Origin of the sequence: Methylobacterium sp. Leaf456, from assembly GCF_001425465.1 — a bacterium.
Taxonomy (GTDB): domain Bacteria; phylum Pseudomonadota; class Alphaproteobacteria; order Rhizobiales; family Beijerinckiaceae; genus Methylobacterium.
In genome coordinates this window covers 55,833-78,996 of record NZ_LMQV01000040.1, presented here as the reverse complement: position 1 = coordinate 78,996, position 23,164 = coordinate 55,833, and the positions used below count along the sequence as shown (strand labels likewise).

The 23,164-nt window shown below is 69.5% G+C and carries 19 protein-coding genes and 1 tRNA gene; 5 read left to right on the top strand and 15 right to left on the bottom strand.

Annotated elements, in window-relative coordinates; all coding sequences use genetic code 11:
* Positions 1-156: 156 nt before the first annotated feature.
* From ASG52_RS17545 to ASG52_RS17495, 11 genes are all read right to left on the bottom strand, one after another.
* A complete protein-coding gene (locus ASG52_RS17545) occupies positions 157-849 on the bottom strand; it encodes a sensor histidine kinase (RefSeq protein WP_056246034.1) in 693 nt (230 codons plus the stop codon).
* Between the two features lie 49 nt (positions 850-898).
* The gene (locus tag ASG52_RS17540; protein WP_056246031.1) at positions 899-1,639 is read right to left on the bottom strand and encodes a Crp/Fnr family transcriptional regulator; all 741 of its coding nucleotides are present in this window, start codon (positions 1,637-1,639) and stop codon (positions 899-901) included.
* A 174-nt stretch (positions 1,640-1,813) separates the two neighbouring features.
* Positions 1,814-1,897 (bottom strand) — tRNA-Tyr (locus tag ASG52_RS17535).
* A 214-nt stretch (positions 1,898-2,111) separates the two neighbouring features.
* Positions 2,112-3,935 carry a single-stranded-DNA-specific exonuclease RecJ gene (gene recJ, locus ASG52_RS17530; protein ID WP_056246029.1) on the bottom strand — a complete coding sequence of 608 codons (1,824 nt, stop codon included), beginning with the start codon at positions 3,933-3,935 and terminating at the stop codon, positions 2,112-2,114.
* A gap of 409 nt (positions 3,936-4,344) precedes the next feature.
* Positions 4,345-5,745: an NAD(P)(+) transhydrogenase (Re/Si-specific) subunit beta gene (locus ASG52_RS17525; protein ID WP_056246026.1), complete on the bottom strand. Its 1,401-nt coding sequence runs from the start codon at positions 5,743-5,745 to the stop codon at positions 4,345-4,347.
* A 4-nt stretch (positions 5,746-5,749) separates the two neighbouring features.
* Complete coding sequence (locus ASG52_RS17520) at positions 5,750-6,196, bottom strand: proton-translocating transhydrogenase family protein (RefSeq protein WP_056246023.1); 447 nt, start codon at positions 6,194-6,196, stop codon at positions 5,750-5,752.
* 21 nt (positions 6,197-6,217) lie between these two features.
* Positions 6,218-7,357 carry a Re/Si-specific NAD(P)(+) transhydrogenase subunit alpha gene (locus ASG52_RS17515; RefSeq protein WP_056246020.1) on the bottom strand — a complete coding sequence of 380 codons (1,140 nt, stop codon included), beginning with the start codon at positions 7,355-7,357 and terminating at the stop codon, positions 6,218-6,220.
* Positions 7,358-7,476: 119 nt separating this feature from the next.
* The gene (locus tag ASG52_RS17510) at positions 7,477-7,770 is read right to left on the bottom strand and encodes an aa3-type cytochrome c oxidase subunit IV (RefSeq protein WP_056246019.1); all 294 of its coding nucleotides are present in this window, start codon (positions 7,768-7,770) and stop codon (positions 7,477-7,479) included.
* A 188-nt stretch (positions 7,771-7,958) separates the two neighbouring features.
* Positions 7,959-9,329, bottom strand: a complete 1,371-nt coding sequence (locus ASG52_RS17505) for an ABC1 kinase family protein (RefSeq protein WP_056246016.1) — start codon at positions 9,327-9,329, stop codon at positions 7,959-7,961.
* 173 nt (positions 9,330-9,502) lie between these two features.
* A complete protein-coding gene (locus ASG52_RS17500) occupies positions 9,503-9,727 on the bottom strand; it encodes an AbrB/MazE/SpoVT family DNA-binding domain-containing protein (RefSeq protein WP_056246013.1) in 225 nt (74 codons plus the stop codon).
* Between the two features lie 65 nt (positions 9,728-9,792).
* Positions 9,793-11,670, bottom strand: coding sequence for a M3 family oligoendopeptidase (locus tag ASG52_RS17495; protein ID WP_056246010.1), 1,878 nt, complete (start codon positions 11,668-11,670; stop codon positions 9,793-9,795).
* 324 nt (positions 11,671-11,994) lie between these two features.
* Between ASG52_RS17495 and ASG52_RS17490 the strand changes: the two genes are divergently transcribed.
* The 3 genes from ASG52_RS17490 to ASG52_RS17480 all read left to right on the top strand — a co-directional run bounded on the left by ASG52_RS17490 (position 11,995) and on the right by ASG52_RS17480 (position 17,200).
* The gene (locus ASG52_RS17490) at positions 11,995-13,485 is read left to right on the top strand and encodes a sigma-54-dependent transcriptional regulator (protein ID WP_056246007.1); all 1,491 of its coding nucleotides are present in this window, start codon (positions 11,995-11,997) and stop codon (positions 13,483-13,485) included.
* 288 nt (positions 13,486-13,773) lie between these two features.
* Positions 13,774-15,528 carry a L,D-transpeptidase scaffold domain-containing protein gene (locus ASG52_RS17485; protein WP_056246561.1) on the top strand — a complete coding sequence of 585 codons (1,755 nt, stop codon included), beginning with the start codon at positions 13,774-13,776 and terminating at the stop codon, positions 15,526-15,528.
* Between the two features lie 178 nt (positions 15,529-15,706).
* On the top strand, positions 15,707-17,200 hold the full coding sequence (locus ASG52_RS17480; RefSeq protein WP_056246004.1) for a peptidoglycan L,D-endopeptidase MepK: 1,494 nt from the start codon (positions 15,707-15,709) through the stop codon (positions 17,198-17,200).
* A gap of 160 nt (positions 17,201-17,360) precedes the next feature.
* Here ASG52_RS17480 and ASG52_RS17475 read toward each other — a convergent pair whose 3' ends face one another.
* From ASG52_RS17475 to gntA, 3 genes are all read right to left on the bottom strand, one after another.
* Positions 17,361-17,858, bottom strand: coding sequence for a lipocalin-like domain-containing protein (locus ASG52_RS17475; RefSeq protein WP_082552621.1), 498 nt, complete (start codon positions 17,856-17,858; stop codon positions 17,361-17,363).
* 98 nt (positions 17,859-17,956) lie between these two features.
* Positions 17,957-18,223 (bottom strand): DUF2312 domain-containing protein, encoded by a 267-nt coding sequence (locus tag ASG52_RS17470; RefSeq protein ID WP_003601858.1) that lies wholly within the window; start codon positions 18,221-18,223, stop codon positions 17,957-17,959.
* A 228-nt stretch (positions 18,224-18,451) separates the two neighbouring features.
* Complete coding sequence (gntA, locus tag ASG52_RS17465) at positions 18,452-19,207, bottom strand: guanitoxin biosynthesis heme-dependent pre-guanitoxin N-hydroxylase GntA (protein WP_056246002.1); 756 nt, start codon at positions 19,205-19,207, stop codon at positions 18,452-18,454.
* Positions 19,208-19,531: 324 nt separating this feature from the next.
* On the opposite strand from gntA, the gene rpoZ reads away from it, so the two are divergent.
* The gene (gene rpoZ, locus ASG52_RS17460; protein ID WP_056245999.1) at positions 19,532-19,942 is read left to right on the top strand and encodes a DNA-directed RNA polymerase subunit omega; all 411 of its coding nucleotides are present in this window, start codon (positions 19,532-19,534) and stop codon (positions 19,940-19,942) included.
* Positions 19,943-20,164: 222 nt separating this feature from the next.
* On the top strand, positions 20,165-22,375 hold the full coding sequence (locus tag ASG52_RS17455; protein ID WP_056245996.1) for a RelA/SpoT family protein: 2,211 nt from the start codon (positions 20,165-20,167) through the stop codon (positions 22,373-22,375).
* Here ASG52_RS17455 and ASG52_RS27945 read toward each other — a convergent pair.
* Positions 22,365-22,997, bottom strand: coding sequence for a hypothetical protein (locus ASG52_RS27945; protein WP_200945629.1), 633 nt, complete (start codon positions 22,995-22,997; stop codon positions 22,365-22,367). The genes ASG52_RS17455 and ASG52_RS27945 overlap by 11 nt on opposite strands.
* Between the last annotated feature and the right edge of the window lie 167 nt (positions 22,998-23,164).

The window sequence follows — 23,164 nt, the reverse complement described above, 5'->3', positions numbered from 1 at the left end:
GGTCCGTCTCTTCCGGCGGGGCCGATGCCTCACGAGAAAAGCATCGTTCGGTAAACTACCCGTCGATGACGGCCACGGCTACCCGGCCACGCTTGGGACGCCTCAAGATCGGGTTAGAACGTCAGCGCTGTCCCGCGCCTCGGTACGCCGGCCTCCTTACTCCTCGTCCTCAACCAGCCTGATCTGAGGCGGCAGCGGCAGGGTGATGGTGCAGCGCAGGCCCCCCGGCGCGTAGGCGAGGTCGGTCTCGGCCTTCAGCTCGTAGCGCAGGCTGCGCTCCAGCACCTCGCTGCCGAAGCCGCGGCGCGGCGGTTCGGGCGGCAGGTTGTCCAGTCCGGTCTCGGTCCAGACGAAGGTGAGCTGCCCGCCGACTGCCGGCGGCACCACCGCCCACGTCACCGCGATGCGTCCGTGCGGCACCATCAGGGCGCCGTGTTCGAGGGCGTTGACGGTGAGTTCGTGGATCGCCAGCGCGACGATCTCGGCTGCGCCCGGGCGCAGGCGCAAGTTCGCCCCGGAGATCGCGAATTGATCGCCCTCGCGGGCGAGATGGGCCAGCAACTCGTCGGCGATGAGCGCGTGGAGCGCCACGCCGTCGGGCACGCTGCGCATCAGCGCGCCGAGCACGCGGGCGATGGCGTCGAGCCGCCCGTCGAGATGCGCGGCGTAGGTCTCGACGCTGTCCGCGGTCTCGGCCGAGCGGCGGATGATCGCGCGCAGCATCGCCAGCGTGTTGCGGACCTGGTGGCGCTGCTCGGCGGGCAGGCCCTTCTCGTCGAGGAAGCGGCGCAGGCGCCTGTTCTCGGCCTCGAGTTCCGCAATGCGCGGATCCTGATTGTCCTGGGTCATCGACTCGCCATCCACCTCGCGCGCATGTGGCTGGCCCTCCCGCTCTGGCTCAAGTGTCGCCGACTACGGACGCTGCGATTTCACGCTCGTGATGCAGATAGGACGGATCGAACAGGGAAGCGGATTGCAACGCGGCGAAATCGGGAATCGTCAGCTGGCGCCCGCGCAGGCGGATCAGCCCGGCGGCGCGCAACTCCTTCAGGGTGCGGTTGATGTGCACCGTCGAGAGCCCCATCGCGTCGCCGAGGTCGGCCTGGGTGATCGGAAATTCGCAGGAGGTGCCGTTGGTGAGACCGACCGCTTCGAGGCGCTTGAACAGCTCGCAAAAGAGATGCCCGAGCCGCTCCGTCGCGAGGCGCTGGCCGAGGCTGACGGTCCATTCCCGCTGGATCGCCGCCTGGACCAGCATCTCCCACCACAGGGCCTCTTCGAGCCTGCGGCTCTCGGCGGTCACCTCGCGGATCGAGGCCTCCGACACCTCGGCGACGAGGCACGAGGTGAGCGTGCCGAGCGAGTGGTCCATGTTCTTCAGGACGAAGACGTGCGGATCGCACATGTCGCCGGGCAGGAAGATCGAGATCACCTGGCGGCGCCCGTCCTCCAACTGCTTGTAGCGGCAGGCCCAGCCTTCGAGGATCAGGTTGACGTGGCGCGGCCGGTCACCGTCGCGGACCACGTCTTCCCGCGGCCCGAGCCTTCGCGTGTTCTGAATGACGCGGTCGAGGGAATTCCGCTCCTCCGGCGAGAGGCGGACGAAGTTCTCCAACTTGCGAACGAGAGGGTTGACCACGACGCTTCCTTACGAATTCGCGGCAACCTAGCCGTCATCGCAGCCGTGGAAATTCAACAAAGTTATATCTTGCCGGCCGCCATAAACAGCGAATTCCGGTAACAGGTTCGGGAGCGCAGACTCATCCCGCGGCGCCGGGGCGCAGTCCGACCGTCATAGCCGAATAGGTGGGTTTGGTGGGGGAAGTAGGACTCGAACCTACGAAGCTTACGCAGCGGATTTACAGTCCGCCCCCTTTGCCGCTCGGGACATTCCCCCAAACCGCTGTCACCGCGGGCCAGAGACTGGCGCTCCGCAGCGGGCGTCGTCCTTATGGTGACGCCGCAGGCAGGTGTCAACAAGAGTTCTCGCCCGGCCCCAGGTGTGTGCATCCCCTCGGGCTTGTGCCGTTTCGGGGGGCGCCTTCCTCTTCGCGGCTGTCCCCTCCCCGCAAGGGGGAGGAGAAACCCGGCGGCGATCGTTCGAAACGGCCTCAGCCGCACGGCGCCAGATCGCAGATCCGCAACTGCGCCCGCTCGGCCCCGCGCCAGCGGTCGCAGGAAAGGGTGCCGGCGGCGTGGAAGGTGCGGCCGATGCCGCCGAGCAGCGCCGTGCCGACGGGCGCTTGCGCCGCCCGAAAGGCGATGGCGCCGAGCGTCTGGCCGTCGCCGCTGGCGAAGCGTGCGCGGACATGGCCGTTGCCGACGATGGCCGCATCGACGAGGCGGTGGCGCGGCAGCGCCATCACGGGCTCGGGCGCTCCTTGCCCGAACGGCCCGGCCCGCTGGATCAGCCGCACCAGTTCCGCCGTGGCCCCGCCCGCGCTCACGGTCCCGTCGATGAGCAGGGCCTCCGCCGCGCGGGCGCGGGCGACGGACTCGGACAGCACCCGGTCGAGCCCTGCCCCGAAGGCGTCGAGCCGGTTTGCCGCCAGCGTCACGCCCGCCGCCATGGCATGGCCTCCGCCCTTGATCGCCAGCCCATCCTCGACCGCGGCCCGCACCGCCGCGCCGAGGTCGGCGCCCGCCACCGAGCGGCCGGAGCCGACCGCGGTGCCGTCGGGCTTGACCGCGAAGGCGAAGGCCGGGCGGCCGAACCGCTCCTTGAGCCGGGCGGCGATCAGCCCGACGATGCCCGGATGCCATTCGGGCGAGGCGGTGACCAGCACCGGCCGGTCGGGATCGCGCGTCAGCCTCCGGTCCATCTCGGCTTCGGCTTCCGCCACGGCGACCGCTTCGATCGCCTGCCGCTCGCGGTTGAGCCGGTCGAGTTCGGCGGCGATGCCGCGCGCCTCGATCGCGTCCGTGCTGGTGAGGAGGCGGGCGCCCAATCCCGCATCGCCGATGCGCCCGCCCGCATTGATGCGGGGCCCGAGCAGGAAGCCGAGATGCCACGATTCCGGCGGCTCGCTGAGCCCGGCCGCATCGAGGAGCGCGGCCAGACCCGGTCGTCCGCGCGCGCGCATCACCGCGAGCCCCTGGACCACGAAGGCGCGGTTCAAACCTTTCAGCGGCACCACGTCGGCGATGGTGGCGAGCGCCACGAGATCGAGCGAATCGGTGAGCCGTGGCCCCTCGCCCGACCCGAAGGCGCCCTCCCCCCTGAGCCGACGCGCCAGCGCCACCAGCGTCATGAACACCACGCCCGCCGCGCAGAGATGGCCGAGGCCGGACAGGTCGTCGAGGCGGTTGGGGTTCACCACGGCCCGCGCCGTCGGCAGCTCTTCGGGGGCGCCGTGATGGTCGAGCACGATCACGTCGAGGCCGAGACCCGCCGCCGCCGCCAGCGGCTCGTGGCCGGCGGTGCCGCAATCGACGCAGACGAGGAGTTTTGCGCCCTCCTCCGCCAGCGCGGTCACGGCGGCGACGTTCGGGCCGTAGCCTTCGGTGATCCGGTCCGGGATGTGGATCCGCACCGGCACGTCCAGCGCCCGCAGATACTCGGCGAGCAGCGCCGCGCTCGCGGCGCCGTCCACGTCGTAATCGCCGAAGATCGCCACCGGCTCGCGGGTCCGCACAGCGTGCGCGAGGCGCTCCACCGCCGCCTCCATCGCCACCAGCACGGACGGGTCCGGCATCAGGTCGCGCAGGCGCGGCGCGAGATAGGCCTCCGCCTCCGCCGGCCGCACGCCGCGCCCGGCGAGCACGCGGGCGAGCAGGTCCGGCAGGCCGTGCGCTTGCGTCATCGTCGTGGCGAAGGCCTGCAGCCCGGCATCGCCGCAACGCTCGCGCCAGGGCCGCCCCAGCACGGAGGCGTCTACGCCGAGGATATTTCGGTCGGATTGGATGAGGGCTGCGGCGGACACGGGCGGGAGCATAGCGGCTTCTAGGCGCGAAGGCTGCGCCCTGTGGGCGACAGCAAGGCTCGTCATGTTGGCGGGCATCCGCCTGCCGTTTGACCGCCTCGGTGCGGCACGCTTCCCCTCTCACCGCATGCGGGGAGAGGGCTTCGGCGACCTCGTCGTCGCCGAAGCGAGGCGGCAGCCGATGGTGAGGGGGCGCCTCCGAGGGAGCCTCTTTCGTCGAGTCCCCCTCACCGCCGCTCCGGCTTCGCCTCTCGCTTCCTCCAGGGACGACGAGGTCCATGCAGGCCTCTCCCCGCGTGCGGGGAGAGGGGGAACGCGGCTGGTCTCGATGCGATCAGAGGGCCGGCGATCAGGCTCCGAAACGAAAAACGGGGCGGGCGATTCCTCGCCCGCCCCGCCGATTGTTCGACTGATGTGTCGCTCAGAGGTTCTTGAGGATCGAGTCCACGACCTTCTTGGCGTCGCCGAACAGCATCATGGTGTTGTCGCGGAAGAACACCTCATTCTCCACGCCCGCGTAGCCCGAGCCCATGCCGCGCTTGATGAAGAGCACGGTCTTGGCCTTCTCCACGTCGAGGATCGGCATGCCGTAGATCGGCGAGGCCTTGTCGGTCTTGGCGGCCGGGTTGGTGACGTCGTTGGCGCCGATCACGAAGGCGACGTCCGCCTGCGGGAACTCGCCGTTGATGTCCTCCAGCTCGAACACCTCGTCGTAGGGGACGTTGGCTTCGGCGAGCAGCACGTTCATGTGCCCCGGCATGCGGCCTGCCACCGGGTGGATGGCGTACTTCACCTCGACGCCTTCCTTCTTCAGCATGTCCACCATCTCGCGGAGGCTGTGCTGCGCCTGGGCGACCGCCATGCCGTAGCCCGGCACGATGATGACGCGCTCGGCGTTCTTCATGATGTAGGCCGCGTCGTCGGCCGAGCCCTGCTTGACGGGGCGCGTCTCGACCTGACCGCCGCCGGCCGCTGCGGCGGAATCACCGCCGAAGCCGCCGAGGATGACCGAGATGAACGACCGGTTCATCGCCTTGCACATGATGTAGGACAGGATCGCGCCCGAGGAGCCGACCAGCGAGCCCGTGATGATGAGCGCGAGGTTGCCCAGGGTGAAGCCGATGCCGGCTGCCGCCCAGCCCGAGTAGGAGTTGAGCATCGAGACGACGACGGGCATGTCGGCGCCGCCGATCGGGATGATGAGCAGTCCGCCCAGGGTGAAAGAAAGGAGCACGATCAGCCAGAAGACGAGCTTGCTCTCGTTGCCGATGAACACGGCAATCAGCACCACCAGGGCGATGCCCAGCGCGATGTTGATGGCGTGCCGCTGCGGCAGCATGATCGGCTTGCCGGACATGCGGCCGTCGAGCTTGGCGAAGGCGATGACCGACCCGGTGAAGGTGATCGCGCCGATCGCCGCGCCGAGCGCCATCTCGAACAGCGACTCCTTGTGGATGTGGCCGTTCTCGAGGATGCCGACCGCCTGGGGGGCGTAGAGGGTCGCTGCCGCACCCGCCACGGCGGCGAGGCCGACGAGGGAGTGGAAGGCCGCGACCAGCTGCGGCATCGCCGTCATCGGCACGCGCTTGGCGATCACCGCGCCGGCGCCGCCGCCGATGCCGAGGCCGAGCAGCACCAGGATCCAGGCGCCGAAGCCCGCCGGCGGATGGCCGACGAGCGTGGTGAGCACGGCGAGCGCCATGCCGATCATGCCGTACAGGTTGCCCTGTCGCGACGTGGTGGGGTGCGAGAGCCCCCGCAGCGCCATGATGAACAGGACGCCGGCGACGATGTAGAGAAGGGAAGAGACGTTTTCCGACATCGCCTCAGGCCTTCTTCTTGTACATGCCGAGCATGCGCTGCGTGACGAGGAAGCCGCCGAAGATGTTCACGGAGGCCAGCACGATACCGATGAAGCCGAAGAACCGGGCCCATCCGGTGCCCTTCTCGATGAGGGGCACGCCGGCGGCGAGCAGCGCGCCGACGATGATGACCGACGAGATTGCGTTGGTGACCGACATCAGCGGGGTGTGGAGCGCCGGAGTCACCGACCAGACCACGTAGTAGCCGACGAAGATCGCGAGCACGAAGATCGCGAGCTGGAACACGGTGGGATCGACCGCGCCGTGGGTGGCCGCCGACACGCCGTGGGCGAGGGAGTCGGCGATGGATTGCGCCTGGGCGGCGTTCTGCTGGGCGATTTCGGCCGCCGTCCTGGCGGCGGCCGCAGCGGCCTGGGCCTGCTCCGCGGCAGGAAGAGGTACGTTAGCCATGTCTCAGATCCTCCGCGATCGTCAGGCTTTGGGCTGGAAGTTCGGGTGAACCACCTGACCGTCGCGGGTGAGGTTGGTCGCCTTGACGAGTTCGTCGTCCCACTTGATCGCGAGCGCCTTCGCCTCCTTGTCGATGAGGGTCTCGACGAAGGCGTAGAGGTTGCGGGCGTAGAGGGCGGAGGCGGTGGCCGCGAGGCGGCCCGGCACGTTGGTGTGGCCGACGATCTTCACGCCCTTGTCGGTGGTGACGATCTCGCCCGCCTTGGCCCCGGCGACGTTGCCGCCGCGCTCGACCGCCAGATCGACGAGCACCGAGCCGGGCTTCATCGAAGTCACCATCTCCTCGGAGACGAGCTTCGGGGCCGGCCGGCCGGGGATCAGCGCCGTGGTGATGACGATGTCCTGCTTGGCGATGTGGCCCTTGACCAGCTCCGCCTGCTTCTTCTGGTACTCCGCCGACATCTCCTTGGCGTAGCCGCCGGAGGTCTCGGCCGACTTGAACTCCTCGTCCTCGACCGCGACGAACTTCGCGCCGAGCGACTCGACCTGCTCCTTGGTGGCGGGGCGGACGTCGGTCGCCGTGACGACGGCGCCGAGGCGGCGGGCGGTGGCGATGGCCTGGAGGCCGGCGACGCCGACACCCATGATGAAGATGCGTGCGGCCGGGACCGTGCCCGCGGCGGTCATCATCATCGGCAGGGAGCGGCCGTACTCGGCGGCGCCGTCGATCACGGCGCGGTAGCCCGCGAGGTTGGCCTGGGAGGACAGAACGTCCATGACCTGGGCGCGGGTGATGCGGGGCATCAGTTCCATGGAGAAGGCGTTCACGCCCGCCTCGGCCATGGCCTTCAGCTCGTCCTCATGGCCGTAGGGGTCCATGATGGCGACGACGGTGGCGCCTTTGCCGATCTTGCCGAGTTCCTCGGCATTCGGGCGGCGCACCTTGAGGACGAGGTCGGCCCCCGAAAGCGCCTCCTCGGCCGACGAGGCGATCTTGGCGCCCGCCGCCTCGTACTCGGAATCGGGGACGCCGGCCGTCGCGCCGGCCCCCGATTGCACCACGACCTCGCCGCCCAGACCGACGAATTTCTTGACCGTTTCCGGGACGGAGGCGACCCGCGGTTCCGCGGGATCCGCCTCCGTCAAGACGGCGATGCGCATTCGGTTTGCTCCCGTTCTTACAGCCGCCCATTCGGCGTGCCGGTATCCGAGCTATGTGGACGGCTAGACTGATATGCAAAGACCGGTCCGTGTCCGGACCGGCCCTCGATGGAAGGAATTCAGCTCAGGAAGAGGATAGCGAGAAGGACCAGGAAGAGGCCGGCCTGCGCCTTCCAGCCGATGGCCGGAACGAGGGCGCCGAGCGCGGCGAGGCCCCAGGAGACGAGGACGCCGATGATCGCGGTGATCCAGGCCTCGTGCACGCCGCCGATGGCCAGCGCCAGCACCCAGCAGAGCACCGTGACGGTGCCGATCTCGACGAAGCGGACGAAGCCGCGATAGGTCTGCTCGTGGGTCTTCTCGTCCATCGCCGGGCTGTAATGCAGGCCCGTGAGGGTCTTGGTGTCCGCCATTTGCGCGCCCGTTCCCTGACTTCGTTTTGCTTGTGTCGCGCGGATTTAGCGCAAGGCCAAGCGGGGAGCAATCAGCTTGACCGCCAGGGTGACATGCGGATGACGGGTTTTTGCCAAGATCGTCAGGTCGGTCGCGCGGCTTGCGCCGGTTGCGGCAACGCGGCTCGCGCCGGCTGCGGCAACGCGGCCTAGGCTGGCTGCGGCAACCCGGCCGCCTGGAGCGCGCTCGTCTGGCGTTCCGCCAGGGCGTCGAGGGAGAAGCGCTCGATCTCCGCCTCGAACAGGCGGTGGTAGTTCAGCTCCGAGCGCAGATGCAGGAACACCGCCCCGAGACCGACTGCCGCACGGTCCATGAACACGAATTCTTGAGGGATCGTGACCGGCCCGCGCTCCTTGAGCGCCTGATGCACCGAGAACGCCTCGCGCCGGCCGTAGGCGCCGGGCTCGATTCCGTCGGCGACGGTGCGGGTGCGATCCTCCAGCAGCGGGCCGTAGATGAAGCGGGCCCAGATGTTGAGGATGTCCACCGTCTCGCGGTCGAGCTTCTTGAAGCCCCAAACCTCGTAGGCGTGGACGACCCGGTCGCGGTCGCCTTCGAGCAGGCCGCGGTAGAGATCGACCACGCCGCCGACGAAGCGCGGGTGGAAGATGCGGACGCAGCCGTAATCGAGCAGGTTGATGCCCTGCGCCTCTCCCCCTTCGGCGAATACGGTGTAGTTGCCCAAGTGCGGATCGCCGTGGATGACGGCGGCGCGGCTGAACGGGTGCCACCACGCCTTGAACATCGCCTGCGCCAGCCGGTTGCGGACCTCGATCGGGCCTTGCGCAAAGTTCAGGATCCTCTCGCCATCGAGCCAGCCGAGCGTCAGCAGCCGCTTGGTCGAGAGGTCGGTGTGGACCCCCGGCACGCGCACCGCATCGATGTCCTTGAGGACGGCGCCGTACAGCGCGGCATGCTTGGCCTCGCGCTCGTAATCGAGTTCCTCGCGCACCCGCGCGCCGATCTCCTTGGCGATCTCGGTGGTGTCGAGCCAGGAATTCATGCGGCGGTGGAAGGCGAAGGCGACCTGAAGCTGCTTGAGGTCGGCCTCCACCGCCGACTGCATGTCCGGGTACTGGAGCTTGCAGGCGAGCGGCGTGCCGTCGAGCGACGTGGCGCGGTGGACCTGCCCCAGCGAGGCCGCGGCCGCGGGCTTCAGGTCGAAGCTTTGGAACCGGCTCTGCCAGTCGGCACCGAGTTCGGCCATCATCCGGCGCTTGACGAAGGCCGCGCCCATCGGCGGCGCATCGGCCTGGAGCTTTTGGAGTTCCGCCGCGTATTCAGGCGGGAGCAGGTCGGGGACGGTGGCGAGCAGCTGCGCCACCTTCATGATCGGGCCCTTCAGCCCGCCGAGGGCCTGCGCCAGCGCGGCGGCGTTGCTCGGCGCGGCGCCGTCCTTGCCGCCGAACAGGCGCGCGGCGGCCATGCGGGCGGCCACGCCCCCGACATTGGCGCCGACGCTGGCGTAGCGGCTCGCGCGGGCGGTGAAGCGGTTGGCTTCGCGATCGGTCTCGGCCATGGCCTCGGGATCAGTCCTGATGAGGATGTGATCCGAGATAGGCGCGCGGCCGCCCCGCGGCGAGGGCGCTGGGACGGCGCGCCGCGGTGGTTACGCCGACGGCCCCTTGTCGCGAATCCAGCGGGTGAGGCCGGCCCGGCCTGAGCGAGGCGGCTCGCTCACCGCAACGATCCTCACTTCTTCAGTTCGGTGAGGGCGACCCGATAGGTGTCCATCGCCTTCTCGGCGATCTTCATGCCCTTCCCGAAGGTCGGATCGTGCGGCGTGAGATCCAGCGAGCCATCGGCGTTCACCGTCGCGTAGAGCGAGGCGCCCTGATCCAGTTTGAGCCTGCCGACGAGGTCATCCGGCAGGATCACACCGAGGGAATCGCCGATCTGCTGAACTTCGAGCTTCATGGTCTCGGCTCCGTGCCTATCCGATCGAGCATAACACGCACGGAGCCGCCTTCATCCCGTAAAGGTTAGGCCGCCTCCATCGCCTCCAACTCGGCGATCATCCCCTCGATCATCCCCAGTCCGATCTGCCAGAAGCCCGGATCGCTCGCATCCAACCCGAACGGCTTCAACAATTCGCCGTAGGGCTTCGAGCCGCCCGCCGAGAGCAGCGCGAAGTAGCGCTCGACGAAGCCGGGCTCGGCCCGCGCGTAGACGCCGTAGAGCGAGTTCACGAGGCAATCGCCGAAGGCGTAGGCGTAGACGTAGAACGGCGAATGGATGAAGTGCGGGATGTAGGCCCAGAACGGCTCGTAGCCCTTGTCGAGGGTGATCGCCGGCCCGAGGCTCTCGGCCTGCACCGACATCCACAGGGCGTTGATCTCGTCGGCCGTCAGCTCGCCCTTGGCGCGGGCCAGATGCACCTTCCGCTCGAACGAGTAGAACGCGATCTGCCGTACCACCGTGTTGATCATGTCCTCGACCTTGGCGGCCAGCATCGCCCGGCGCTGGGTCGGGTCGGTGGTCTCGGCGAGAAGCTTGCGGAAGGTCAGCATCTCGCCGAACACGCTCGCGGTCTCGGCGAGCGTCAGCGGGGTCGGGGCCATCAGGGCGCCGTTGGGAGCCGCCAGCACCTGATGCACGCCGTGGCCGAGTTCGTGCGCGAGCGTCATCACGTCCCGCGGCTTGCCCTGGTAATTCACCAGCACGTAGGGGTGGGCCGAGGGCACGGTCGGGTGGGCGAAGGCGCCGGGCGCCTTGCCGGGCCGGGTCGGCGCGTCGATCCAGCCGCCGTCGAAGAACCTTTTGGCGATCCCCGCCATGTCCGGCGAGAAGGCGTTGTAGGCGTCGAGCACCGTGTCGCGGGCCTCCGCCCAGGGGATCGTGCGCTGCTCGACCTTCGGCAGCGGGGCGTTTCGATCCCAATAGGGCAGAGCGTCCACACCGAACCACTTGGCCTTGAGCCGGTAATAGCGATGCGACAGGCGCGGATAGGCGGCGCGCACCGCCTCGACCATGGCGGCGACGACCTCGGGCTCGACGCGGTTCGAGAGGTGGCGGGCGTCGGCCACGTCCTTGAAGCCGCGCCAGCGGTCGGAGATTTCCTTGTCCTTGGCGAGCGTGTTGGTGATCAGCGCGAAGACGCGCAGGTTCGCCCGGAGCGTGTCGCCGAGCGCGACCGCCGCCTCCTGGCGCACCGCGCCGTCGCGATCCTGAAGCTTGTTGAGGGTCGGCTCCAGGGTCAGCTGTTCGCCCTGCACCGAGAAGCGGAGGGACGCGATGGTCTCGTTGAACAGCCGGTCCCAGGCAGCGTTCGCCGTGACCGACTTCTCGAGGAACAGCTTTTCGGTGCGGTCATCGAGCTGGTAGGGCTTTTCCGCCCGCAGATCCTCGATCCAGGGGCGGTATTGCGCGAGCGGCCCTTCGGCCATGGCGCGATCCATCACGGCGTCCTCGACGCGGTTCAGCTCCAGCCCGAAGAACAGGAGGTCGCCCGAGGCCGCGGTCAGGCGCTCGCGGGTGTCGCCGTAGAACTTGGCGCGGGTCTCGTCGGTGGTGTCGCCGGAATAGACGAGGCCGGCGAACGACATCAGCCGGCCCATCAGATCCTCGATCGCTTCAAAAGCCGCGACCGCGCGTCCGAGTTCGACCGAAGCGTCGGGCCCCGCGGCGATTGCGCCGATGCGGCCGGCGTAACGCTCGGTGAAGGCGCGGGCCTCGGTCTCGGCCCGTTCGAGATCGTCGCGGAAGGCCGGGGCATCGATGCCGGAATAGAGGTCGCTCAGGTCCCATTCGGGCAGCGCGCCGAGGTCGGCCGCCTGCGCCGCGCTGCGGAGCGCCGCGAGACCGTCCGGAATCCGCACCGGTTCCGGGGACAGGGCAGCGGTGACGGCTCGGCTCGACATCGATGGGGCTTCCTCACGAAGAGACGGGTCAAGGCCGGCGAGCCCGCCCGTGTTCCGGATGCTTGATATCGAGCGCCGGGCGCCGCCGATCAACTCGGGTCCGCCATCGGCCCACAAAGCGGGCGGGACGCCGCCCGAAATTGCCTCGCAAGCCCCCCGAAAACCCTTTTGAACGGAATGTGAGGGCGTCGTTAAGCGCCGCTTTACGCATCTGGGCGACCTTGTGCGCCGAAACGAAACAGCCCGCTCCGCGCCCGATCGGCCCCGCTCACGCGGTGCGCCGCGCGCGGTCGGCCGGGAAAAGCGGAAAGCGAGGCGCCCCGCATGTCCACCACCGTCCTGATCATCGACGACGATCCCGTCCAGCGCCGCCTCGCCGAGGCAATGGTGCGCCGCCTCGGCTTCGAGGCCAGAATCGCCGAGAACGGTCTCGACGGTCTCAACCTGCTGCGCGCGGGCGAGGGCATCGACGTGGTGTTGCTCGACCTCGTCATGCCCGGCGGCATGGACGGGCTCGGCGTGCTGGCCGAGATGCGCAAGGCCGGCATCGACACGCCGGTCATCGTCCAGACCTCGAACGGCTCGATCGACGCTGTCGTCAACGCCATGCGGGCGGGCGCCGTCGACTTCGTGGTCAAGCCCGCGGGCGCCGAGCGGCTTCAGGTCTCGATCAAGAACGCGCTCCGCGTCGATCAACTGGAGGAGGAGGTGCGCCGCATGCGCCGCCGCGCCTCCGGCTCGCTCGGCTTCAAGGATCTGGCCTCGAAGAGCCCGGACATGGAGCGGGTCATCCGGCTGGCCGAGCGTTCGGCGAAGTCGAACATCCCGGTGCTGATCGAGGGCGAATCCGGCGTCGGCAAGGAGGTGCTGGCCCGCGCGATCCAGGGTTCGGGCGAGCGGCGCGGCAAGTCGTTCGTCACCGTCAATTGCGGCGCGATCCCCGACAACCTCGTGGAATCCACCCTGTTCGGCCACGAGAAGGGCGCCTTCACCGGGGCCACCGAGCGTCATGTCGGCAAGTTCGTCGAGGCGTCGGGCGGCACGCTGTTCCTCGACGAGATCGGCGAACTGCCCCTCGACGCGCAGGTGAAGCTTTTACGCGCGCTCCAGGAAGGTGAAGTCGATCCCGTCGGTGGCAAGCGGGCGGTGCGGGTCGACATCCGCCTGATCTCGGCGACGAACCGCTCGCTGCTCGACCTCGTCAAGCAGGGCAAGTTCCGCGAGGACCTCTATTACCGCCTCAACGTCTTCCCGATGACGCTGCCGCCCTTACGGGCGCGGCGCGAGGACATTCCGGACCTCGTGCGCTCGTTCTGCGCGCGTTTCGCGGCGGAAGAAGGCAAGCGCCTGCGCGGGATCACCCAGGAAGCGATGGCGCTGCTCTCGCGCTACCCCTGGCCGGGCAATGTGCGGCAACTGGAGAACGCGCTGTTCCGCGCCGTGGTGCTGGCCGACGGCGACGAGCTGACGGTGGCGGAGTTCCCGCAGATCGCCGCGCAGGTCGAGGGCTTCGACGTGCGCATCCCGCCGGCCCCGCACCAGTCCGCCCTGCCGGCGGGCGGGATGGAGCCGGTGCGCGAGATCGTCCGCGTCGAGGTGCGCGACCCGCACGCGATGTCGCTCGTCGTCGAGGACACCGGCGAGATGAAGACGATGGAGGCGGTCGAGGCGGAGACCATCCGCTTCGCCCTGCAATTCTACCGCGGCCGAATGTCCGAAGTCTCCCGCCGCCTCGGAATCGGCCGATCCACCCTCTACCGCAAGCTCAAGGAGTTGGGCCTCGACGAGGAGGAACGCTCCGAAGACGCGGCGTGAGGTCAATACAGCCGGCGCGACCACCGCACCGGCTGGCAAAGCCAGACCACGTTCCCGCCCGGATCGTGCGGCAGCCCCGTATCACCGGGCGCGAAGAGCGCTCCGCTAGATGCCTCGGCTCTCAGCCGAGGCATCTAGCGGAGCGAGAAGCCTAAGCCCGCGAACGCAGGCGCCGGCGCTTGAGGCCGACAAGCAGGAAAACCCGTGCGGTTGCGCACGGTCTCGCTTGGACCGATGATCTTTAACGACGGTAGCGGCAAACTCGGCCGTTTCCAGGGAGTGGCCGCCATGCACGCTGAAACCGGAGCCGGATCGAGCGTCCTGCGGACCCTGTCCGTCGCGTTCGCTGCCCTGCTCGCCCTGGCCCCGGCGGTGCGCGGCGAGGAGGCGGGTGCGCCCATCCGCAAGGCGGCGGTCGAGGCCCCGGCCGTGCCGGACGCGCCCGCGCCCGCCGTCGAGACGCCCCCCGCCGACGCCCCGGCTCAAGCCCCGACCCAGAGTTCGAACCCGGCTGAACCCCCCGCCACGGCCGCCGAGACCCCGGCCCCCGCGGCGGAAGCCCCGCCCGCGCCGGTGGCGCCGAGCGAGCCGCTGCCGGCCGCCGTGTTCGCCCGCCTCAACGATGCCGCGCCGCTGCTCGCGCGCCTCTCGGGCAAGGAGCGGGAGGCGATGCAGGCCTTCTACGCGCTCGGCAACTTCAAGCCGGCCTGGATCGAGAACGGCGCCTTCAACGCGGCCGCCACCGCGGCAATCGCGCGCCTGCGCGCGGCCGCCGAGGACGGGCTCGATCCGAACGCCTATCCGGTGCCGGTGCTGGGCAAGCTCAGCCGCCCCGACACCGACGCGGAACTGGCGGAAGCCGACCTGAAGCTCTCGGCGGCGATCGCCCTCTACGCCCGCGACGCGCGGGGCGGGCGGGTGAACCCGGCCGCGATCTCGAAGCTCGTCACCCCGACCCTCGACCTGCCGACGGCGGATGCGACGCTCGCCCGCGTGGCGAGCGCGGGCGAGAAGGCCGGCGAGACGCTGCAAGCCTACAACCCGCGCCAGCCCGGCTACCTCGCCCTCAAGACCCGGCTCGCTTCCTTGCGTGCCGGCCACGTGCCGGACGCGCCGTCATCCAAGTCGCCCAAGCGCCCGAAGGTGGCAGGCGGCGAGGCCGAGATCCTCGTCAACATGGAGCGCTGGCGCTGGCTGCCGTCCGAACTCGGGCCGGACTACGTCTTCGTCAACGTGCCGGAATTCAAGCTGCGGGTCTTCCGCAACGGCACTGTCAAGGACGAGACCCGCGTCATCGTCGGTAAGCCCGAGAGCCCGACCCCGACCTTTTCCGGGATGATGGAATACGCCGTCGTCAACCCGTCCTGGTACGTGCCGCCCTCGATCCTCAAGCAGATGCTGGCCTCGGGCCGCACCGCCGGGTTCGAGGTGGTGCGCCGCGGCGGCCAGATCTCGCTGCGCCAGCCGCCGGGCGAGCGCAACGCGCTCGGCTTCATCAAGTTCATGTTCCCCAACCAGCACGCGGTCTACCTGCACGACACGCCCAACCGCTCGCTGTTCTCGGCGTCCACGCGGGCCTTCAGCCACGGCTGCGTGCGCGTGGACGACCCTTTCCGCTTCGCCGACGCGGTGCTGCCGGACTGGACCGAGGAACGGCTCAAGAAGCTGATCGGCAAGGGCGAGCGTACGCTCCGCCTGCCGGCCAAGCTCCCGGTCCACCTCGCCTACTTTACCGCGTACGTGGACGATTTCGGTTCGTACCGCACGCTCAACGACCTCTACGGCTACGACGGCCCGATGAAGGTGGCGCTCGGCCTCGCTGCCCGCTCCGACGCGGTGGCCCGCGCCCCCGCGGGCAAGGCGAAGCCGGCGGCGGAGGCCCGCTCGGTGCCGACGCAGAACGCGGTGCGCGACATCCACCGCCCCGCCCCGCGCCCGGCGCCGCGCGAGGCCGTGCGGGCCGAGCCGCGGCGCAACGTCGACATGTTCGGCGAGCCCTGGCCGTCCGAGCCGGTGCGGCGGGAGACCCGCAGCTTCTGGTAGCCACAGGTCCGACAATTCACAGGAGCGTCGGCGCCCGCGTGCGCCGACGCTCTTGCGCGGCACTTTTCCGCCACGGTTGGCCCCCAGCATCGCCACGGTTGCCTCTTAGCCGTCAGTCCGACGGTCGGCGTGCGGCCCAACAGGGTGGGCGCGACCCGTCCCGGCGGAGGTGAGGACAATGCTGCAGGGTCGCTTGCGGAACCGCGTGCCTGCCCTCCCCGGCCTTCGTCGGGCGCGCCTCGCCGCGATCCTCGCCTCGGTCGCCGCCGCGCTCGTCGCCGGCACCGCCGACACCCAGGACGCGGTCGCCAACGGCGACACCCGCGAACTCTCGATGGTGCACCAGCACACGGGCGAGACCATCACGGTCACGTTCAAGCGCGACGGGCGCTTCGACCGGTCCGCCCTCGACCGGCTCAACTGGTTCCTGCGCGACTGGCGCGAGAACGAAGCCACCAAGATGGACCCGCGCCTGTTCGACGTGGTCTGGGAAGCCAAGCGCTCGATCGGCTCGACGGGGCCGATGTACATCGTCTCCGCCTATCGCAGCCCCAAGACCAACGGGATGCTGCGCCGCGCCTCCTCGGGCGTCGCCGAGACCAGCCAGCACATGGCCGGAAAGGCCATCGACTTCTTCCTGCCCGACGCCAGCATCGACCAGCTCCGCGGCGCCGGCATGCGGCTCCAGCGCGGCGGCGTCGGCTGGTATCCGCGCTCCGGCTCGCCCTTCGTCCATCTCGATGTCGGCTCGGTCCGCGCATGGCCGCGGATGACCGGCGACCAGCTCGCCCGCCTGTTCCCGGACGGCAAGACCGTCCACCTCCCCGCCGACGGCAAGCCGCTCGCCCGCTACGAGGAGGCCCGCGCCGAGATCCTGGCCCGCGGCGGCACCGTCTCCGGCCAGACCATGGTGGCGAGCGCCGACGAGATCGACGACGGCCCCGGCCTGAAGGGCTTCTTCGCCTCGTTGTTCGGCGGCGGCGCGGCGCAAGCGCCCGCCGCGACCGTCGCCAGCGCCCCCGCTCCGGCCAAGGGCCGCAAGGCGAGCGTCGTGGTGGCGAGCGCCGACCCGTCGGCCGCCATCGGTGCGGCGCAGCCCCCCGCGCAGGCGCTGGCCTATGCCGCGCCGAACGCCTCGGAGGCCCTGCGCGACGCCGCGCTCAAGCCCGGCACGCCCTCGGCCAAGGAGCTTCTCACCGGCATGAGCGTCCCGTCCGGCTCGGTCGTCGCGCCGCTGCCGCCGCGCCGCCCCGCCGACTTCGCCGCGGTCGCTGCCCTGCCCAGCGTGCCGCTGCCGCCGCGCCGTCCGGTCCAGCTCGCCTCGCTCGACGGCGCGGGGCTCGCCGGCATCGCCACCCTCGCCTCGGCCGAGGCGTCGCCCGTCGTCCCGACCACGGAGGCGTCCCCCGCCCCGCTCGTTCCGGCCGATGCCGACCTGCGCGAGCAGGTCCGCAGCCTGTTCGTCGCGACGGTCCAGCCCGCCGCCGCACCGAGCGCGCCGGTGCGCGTCGCCCAGGTGCGTCCGCTCCCCGACGCGACGCCCCCCGGCGCGCTCTGGACGCCGGACGGCGGCACGACGGCCGGACGTTTCTGGAAGGCGCTCGCGCCGAGCACCGTCCCGGCCGCTCGTTTCGACTATCCCGCCACGCAGCCGGTGCACCTGCGGCACTGATCGGCGTCTGACTACCCTCTCAGGGTACCGCCGCTCCCCCTCTCCCCGCCTGATCCTGGGCTTGCCCAGAATCAGCAAGCAAAGACCGACGTTGGGCCTGCCCAACTTCGGGCGGGGCGAGGGGATGCGCGGCGGCCTAGGCGGTCAGCCGGAAACCCGATCAATCCTTTCCCCGCACGAAGGTGACGATGCTGCGGGTTTCGCCCTTGTCGGCCCAGTTGGGCATGACGCGCCAGGGCGTCAGCACCCGCAGGCGCTCGCCCTCCAGCGTGAACATGCGGGTCTGCTCGGTGCCGACCCATTTCGGGTCCCAGGCCGTGTCGACCTTGGCGGTCCAGCTGTCGCCCTCGGTGCGGAAGGTGCCGCTGTAGGAAACCAGCGTTCCCATCAGGGCGGCGCGCTGAGCCTCGTTCTCGGCGGGCTTGCGGCCTTCGCCGGTGAGGACGAAGAAGAGGCGGTTCTCGGGAGTGAAGTAGGCGTGGCCGGTGGGTTTTTCGCCCATCACCGGCGCCTTGCTGCCGTCGGCGCGGACCTCGACCTCGTAGGAGACGAGCTTCCACAGCTCGGTCAGCCGCGGATCGGATTCCGCCCGTGCGAGGCCCGGCGCGGCGCAGGCCGCAAGCGCGAGGATGGCGGTGAAAGGACCCGAGTGGCGCATGAAGATTTCTCGTCCGATGTGCGGCGTGCACATCAACTCCGGACGAGGGCGTTCGAGGCCGCCGCTCTGAGACGGACGGCCCCGTTCGTAACCGGGTTCTACGCCATGCCGAGCGCCTGGAGGTACAGTTCCAGGATCGCCTCCTCCTCCTGGCGCTCGTCGTGGTCGCGCTTGCGCAGGGAGATGATCTTGCGCAGCACCTTCACGTCGAAGCCGTTGGCCTTGGCCTCGGCATAGACGTCCTTGATGTCGCCCGCGATGCCGGCCTTTTCCTCTTCGAGGCGCTCGATGCGCTCGATGATGCTCTTGAGCTGGTCGGCGGCGACCGAGGACGGGTCGACGGCGGGGGCAGGCGATGCGGCCATGGCGGCGCTCCTTCGTGCGGCAGGCGGACCGACCCCCACGGGCCGGCGCACCGGATCGTCCGGGGTTAGCCCATCAACCTTACCCAGCCGTTGATGCCGCCGCGCGACCCGCTCGAGCCCGCAGCGGATGCAGGCTGAACGCGCCTTCCCGGCCGAGGGCCAGGAGCGCGTCGGGGCGTGCATCCCGGCGCGCGTCGCCCGCGATGGGATCGGTGCCCGAGAGCATCGTCAGCCCTCCATCTGGTCCGCCAGAAAGGCGCCGGAGCGCAGGTCGGCGGCGATCTGCTGGGCGTCGTAATCCGGGGCGCCCGCCTGCCGGTGATAGGGGCAGACCCAATCCTCGGGCACCGCCCGGCCGCTGAACTGGCGCGCGGCGGAGCGCTCGCCGTGCTGGGCCAGCATCGGGTTCATCGAACCCGCCCAGGCGACGTCGCGCTCGACAATCGAATCGCGCAGGCGCTCGTAGCGGCCTTCCTCGCGCAGACGCTCGAACTGGTCGTGCAGGTTGAACACCAGCACCGGCGCCTCGAAAAGCCGCGCCTTGCGGCTGGCCCCCGGATGCAGGCCGACGATGAAGAAGCCCTCGCCGCCGAGACTCATCGAGAAGTGCGGATCGTCCGGATCGGCGGCCACCCGCGGGTCGTGGACATGGCCGAGCCCGCTGTCGCGGTCGGACAGCGACTGCATCCGCGCCCAGAGCGCCGCCTCGAACGCCTCCTCGGAGAGCGGGGACGTGTTCTCGAACAGGACGGCGAAGCTCTGGAACAGCTCGGGCTGGCGCCGGTATCGGGCGATGAAGGCCAGAAGGGCCGGGTAGAGGCGTCCGTCGTCGCGATCCGAGGCGATGTCGCGCGCGACCAATACCCGGAGGCGCCCGCGGGACAGGGCGGATTTGGCCCCGACACAGGGGAAGGGCTGTTGCCGGATGAAGTGCCGGAAGCGTTCGGCGAGCGGATGGCCGGCGTCGTCGTTGGGCAGAAGCATGGCACCTCGTGCGAGCAGGCAAGCGTCGTCACCGGACCGGGTGGAACGGCCGCGATGAAGCGATGGGGGAAGTCCTCCGACGGGGCCGCACGGCCGGCGGCCGGCTCGGGTCGGAGTGCTGGGGGAACCGCACGATTCTGCGGATGTTCCTCGTTTGATCGATTGTCCACAGGGTAGCCGCGACGCCGCGCGACGCTGCGTCGATCGTCTCGGATCCTGTCCGAAGCGGCTCCGCTCGCAGCGCTTGTTGCCCGCCTCCAACCGGTGTAAGACGCGCGCTCATCACGCATATCGTCCGTTCTGCCCGAGGAAGGAGCCGTTCGCATGGCTCGCGTCACCGTCGAAGACTGCATCGAGAAGGTCGAGAACCGGTTCGAGCTGGTTCTCCTCGCCAGCCACCGCGCCCGCCTGCTCGCCGCCGGCGCTCCGCTGACGATCGACCGCGACCGCGACAAGAACCCGGTCGTGGCGCTGCGCGAGATCGGCGACGAGACCATCACGGCCGAGGATCTCAAGGAACAGCTCATCCACTCGATGCAGAAATACGTCGAGGTGGACGAGCCCGAGGCCGAGACCGTTCCACTGCTCTCCTCCTCGCCGGCCGCCGCCGCGGTGGCGCCCCAGTCCTCCTCGGACGACAAGGACGTGCAGTTCGACCGCATGAGCGAGGACGACCTCCTCCGCGGCCTCGAAAACCTCGCCCCGCCGACCGAGACGGACGACGACGCCGAGTAGTTTTTTCGCATTCCTTGCGACGCGCGCCCGCCCTCGGTTTCCGAGCGGCGGGCGCTTCTCGTTTCGGCCCCATGCGTCACATGCGGGTTCTGGAACGCCGCCGCGCGCGTTCTGCGACGCCTTGCATCTGGCGCGCGGGGCCCCGATGCGGGACAGTGAAGCCTGGACGGCGCGGCCATCCCGGCCGCCTTGCGTGAACGCGTTTCGAGGAACCCTCGGCGGATGATGCGCCAATACGAGCTCGTGGAGCGGGTCAAGCGCTACAACCCGGCCACGAACGAGGCGTTGCTCAACCGCGCCTACGTCTACGCCATGCGCGCGCACGGCACCCAGAAGCGCGCCTCGGGCGATCCGTTCTTCGCCCATCCGCTCGAAGTCGCCGCCCTCCTCACCGACCTGCATCTCGACGACGCCACCATCGTCGCCGCCGTGCTGCACGACACGGTGGAGGACACCGCCGCCACGCTGGACGAGATCCGCGGCATCTTCGGCGACGAGATCGGCGCGCTGGTCGACGGCCTGACCAAGCTCAAGCGACTCGACCTCGTCTCGAAGCGGGCGGTGCAGGGCGAGAACTTCCGCAAGCTGCTGCTCGCCGTGGCCGAGGACGTGCGGGTGCTGCTGGTCAAGCTCGCCGACCGCACCCACAACATGCGCACCCTCCATTTCATGCCGCCGGAGAAGCGCACCCGGATCGCCGAGGAGACGCTGGACATCTACGCGCCGCTCGCCGGCCGCATGGGCATCCAGGAGATGCGCGACGAGCTGGAGGACCTGTCCTTCCGCGTGCTCAAGCCTGAGGTCTACGCCACCATCACCAAGCGGCTCGAAGACCTCTCGGCGAAATCCAGCAACGTCATCGAGAGCATCGAGCACGATCTCACGGCACGGCTGGCCGCGCAGGGGCTGACCGCGCAGGTGAAGGGCCGGCTGAAGCGCCCCTACTCGATCTGGTCGAAGATGGAGCGCAAGTCGGTCGCCTTCGAGCAACTCTCCGACATCGTCGGATTCCGCGTCATCGTCGGGACTTTGGCCGAATGCTACGCGGCGCTCGGCGTCGTCCACACCAGCTGGCCGATGGTACCGGGCCGCTACAAGGACTACATCTCGACGCCGAAGCAGAACGATTACCGCTCGATCCACACCACGGTGATCGGGCCGAAACAACGCCGCGTCGAGTTGCAGATCCGCACCGCGGCGATGGACGAGATCGCCGAATACGGCATCGCCGCGCACGCGCTCTACAAGGATGGCGCCCCGGCCGGCGAAGGCGAGGTACATCCGCGGCTCTCCACCGAGAGCGGTGCCTTCCAGTGGCTGCGTCGGACCATCGAACTCCTGGCCGAGGGCGATTCGCCGGAGGAGTTCCTCGAGCACACAAGGCTCGAGCTGTTTCAGGATCAGGTCTTCTGCTTCACCCCGAAGGGCCGGCTGATTGCGCTCCCGCGGGGCGCGACGCCGATCGATTTCGCCTACGCGGTCCACACCGATATCGGCAATTCGGCGGTCGGCGCCAAGATCAACGGCCGGCTCTCGCCGCTGCTGCACGAACTCGCCAACGGCGACGAGGTCGAGATCGCCTGCTCGGACGGCGCCGCCCCGCCCGCGGCCTGGGAATCGCTCGTCGTCACCGGCAAGGCGCGCGCCGCGATCCGCCGGGCGACGCGGGCCGCCGTGCGCCGCCAATATGCGGGGCTGGGCCGCCAGATTCTCGACCGCGCCTTCGAGCGGGCGGGCAAGAGCTTTTCCGAGGACAAGCTGCGCGGCGCCCTCCCCCGGTTGGCCCGCGCCTCCGCCGACGACGTGTTCGCCGCGGTCGGTCGCGGCGAGATGTTTTCCGGCGACGTGGTCAAGGCGGTCTATCCCGACTTCAAGGACGAGCGCCGCGGCAGCGGCCCCGCCGCCAACGGCGCCGCCGGGCGCCTGACCAGATCCGGCGACCAGACCATGCGCCTCAGCTTCTCCGGCGACGGCTCGGCGCAAGGGCCGATCCCGATCCGGGGGCTGGCGGGCGACCTGCCGGTGAGCTTCGCCCCCAACGGTGGCGCGCTGCCCGGCGACCGCATCGTCGGCATCCTGACGCCGGGCGTCGGCGTGACGATCTACCCGATCCAGTCGGCGGCTCTGGCCGCCTTCGACAACGAGCCCGAGCGCTGGCTCGACGTGCGCTGGGACGTGGAGGATTCGAACGAACGCTTCCCCGCCCGCATCGCGCTCGAATCGATGAACGAGCCCGGCACGCTCGCCCAGATTGCCCAGGTCATCGCCGAGCACGACGGCAACATCGACAACGTCTCGATGAAGCGCCGCACCCAGGACTTTACGGATATTGCCATCGACCTGTCGGTACCGGATCTGAAGCACCTCACCGCCATCGTGGCGGACCTGAGGGGGAAGCGCTCGGTGAGCCGGGTGGAGCGGATCAACGGGTAGGGTTTCTGGGGGCGATCGACGAGACGGCGTCCAGCCAGTCCTCCCACTGGGCCGGGTCGAGGGGGCCGATGCCGGCTTCGCGGTTTCGGTTCAGCGAGCCGAGCAGGACAGCGATGTCGTCCGACTTTGCGTCGCCCCGGTTCCAATAGGCCTCCAGGAAGACGCGCATCGCCTCGAACGCGTCATCGACAGTGATCGGGTCGCTCCCCTTGACGTCGCTGCGCTCGCTCGCCCGACGCACCAGCAGGAATGCCGGCGCGGCGCGACTTAGGACATCCAAGCATCCCCAGCCTGTGATGAAGCGATAGTGTTCGACCGGCTCCAAGCCGAACATCCAGGCTTCCGATTGGATGCGCGCGAAGCGTGCGCCCTCAACGCGATAGGCGAAGTTCTCGGCGATCAGTCCCTCATTCGGCGTGTCGTCGTCTTCGGTGCTCAATGGCATTTCGTCCAATAGGCGGACGATACAGGCTTGATCGAACGAGACGCGAAGCGCGAAGTTGGCATAGTCCGGCACGATGAAGTCGGCCGCGATCCCGTTCGTTCGCCACTGGAACGTCAGCAGATCGCTCTCACTTGAGCGGATCGGAACGCCTGTCTGGATCGGTATGTAGCGCGGCATCCCTTCACATTGGCTCCGCCGGGGAATGCTCGCAATCCATCAGCCTGACCGTATCCGCGTATGATGGAACGTGCCCGCATCAGAATCATGGACGCCGGCTTCACGCGGCTGAAACTTTTCCTCCCCCGGTCTCCGTAAAGGCCCATGACGCCCCCGCCGGAGGGGCG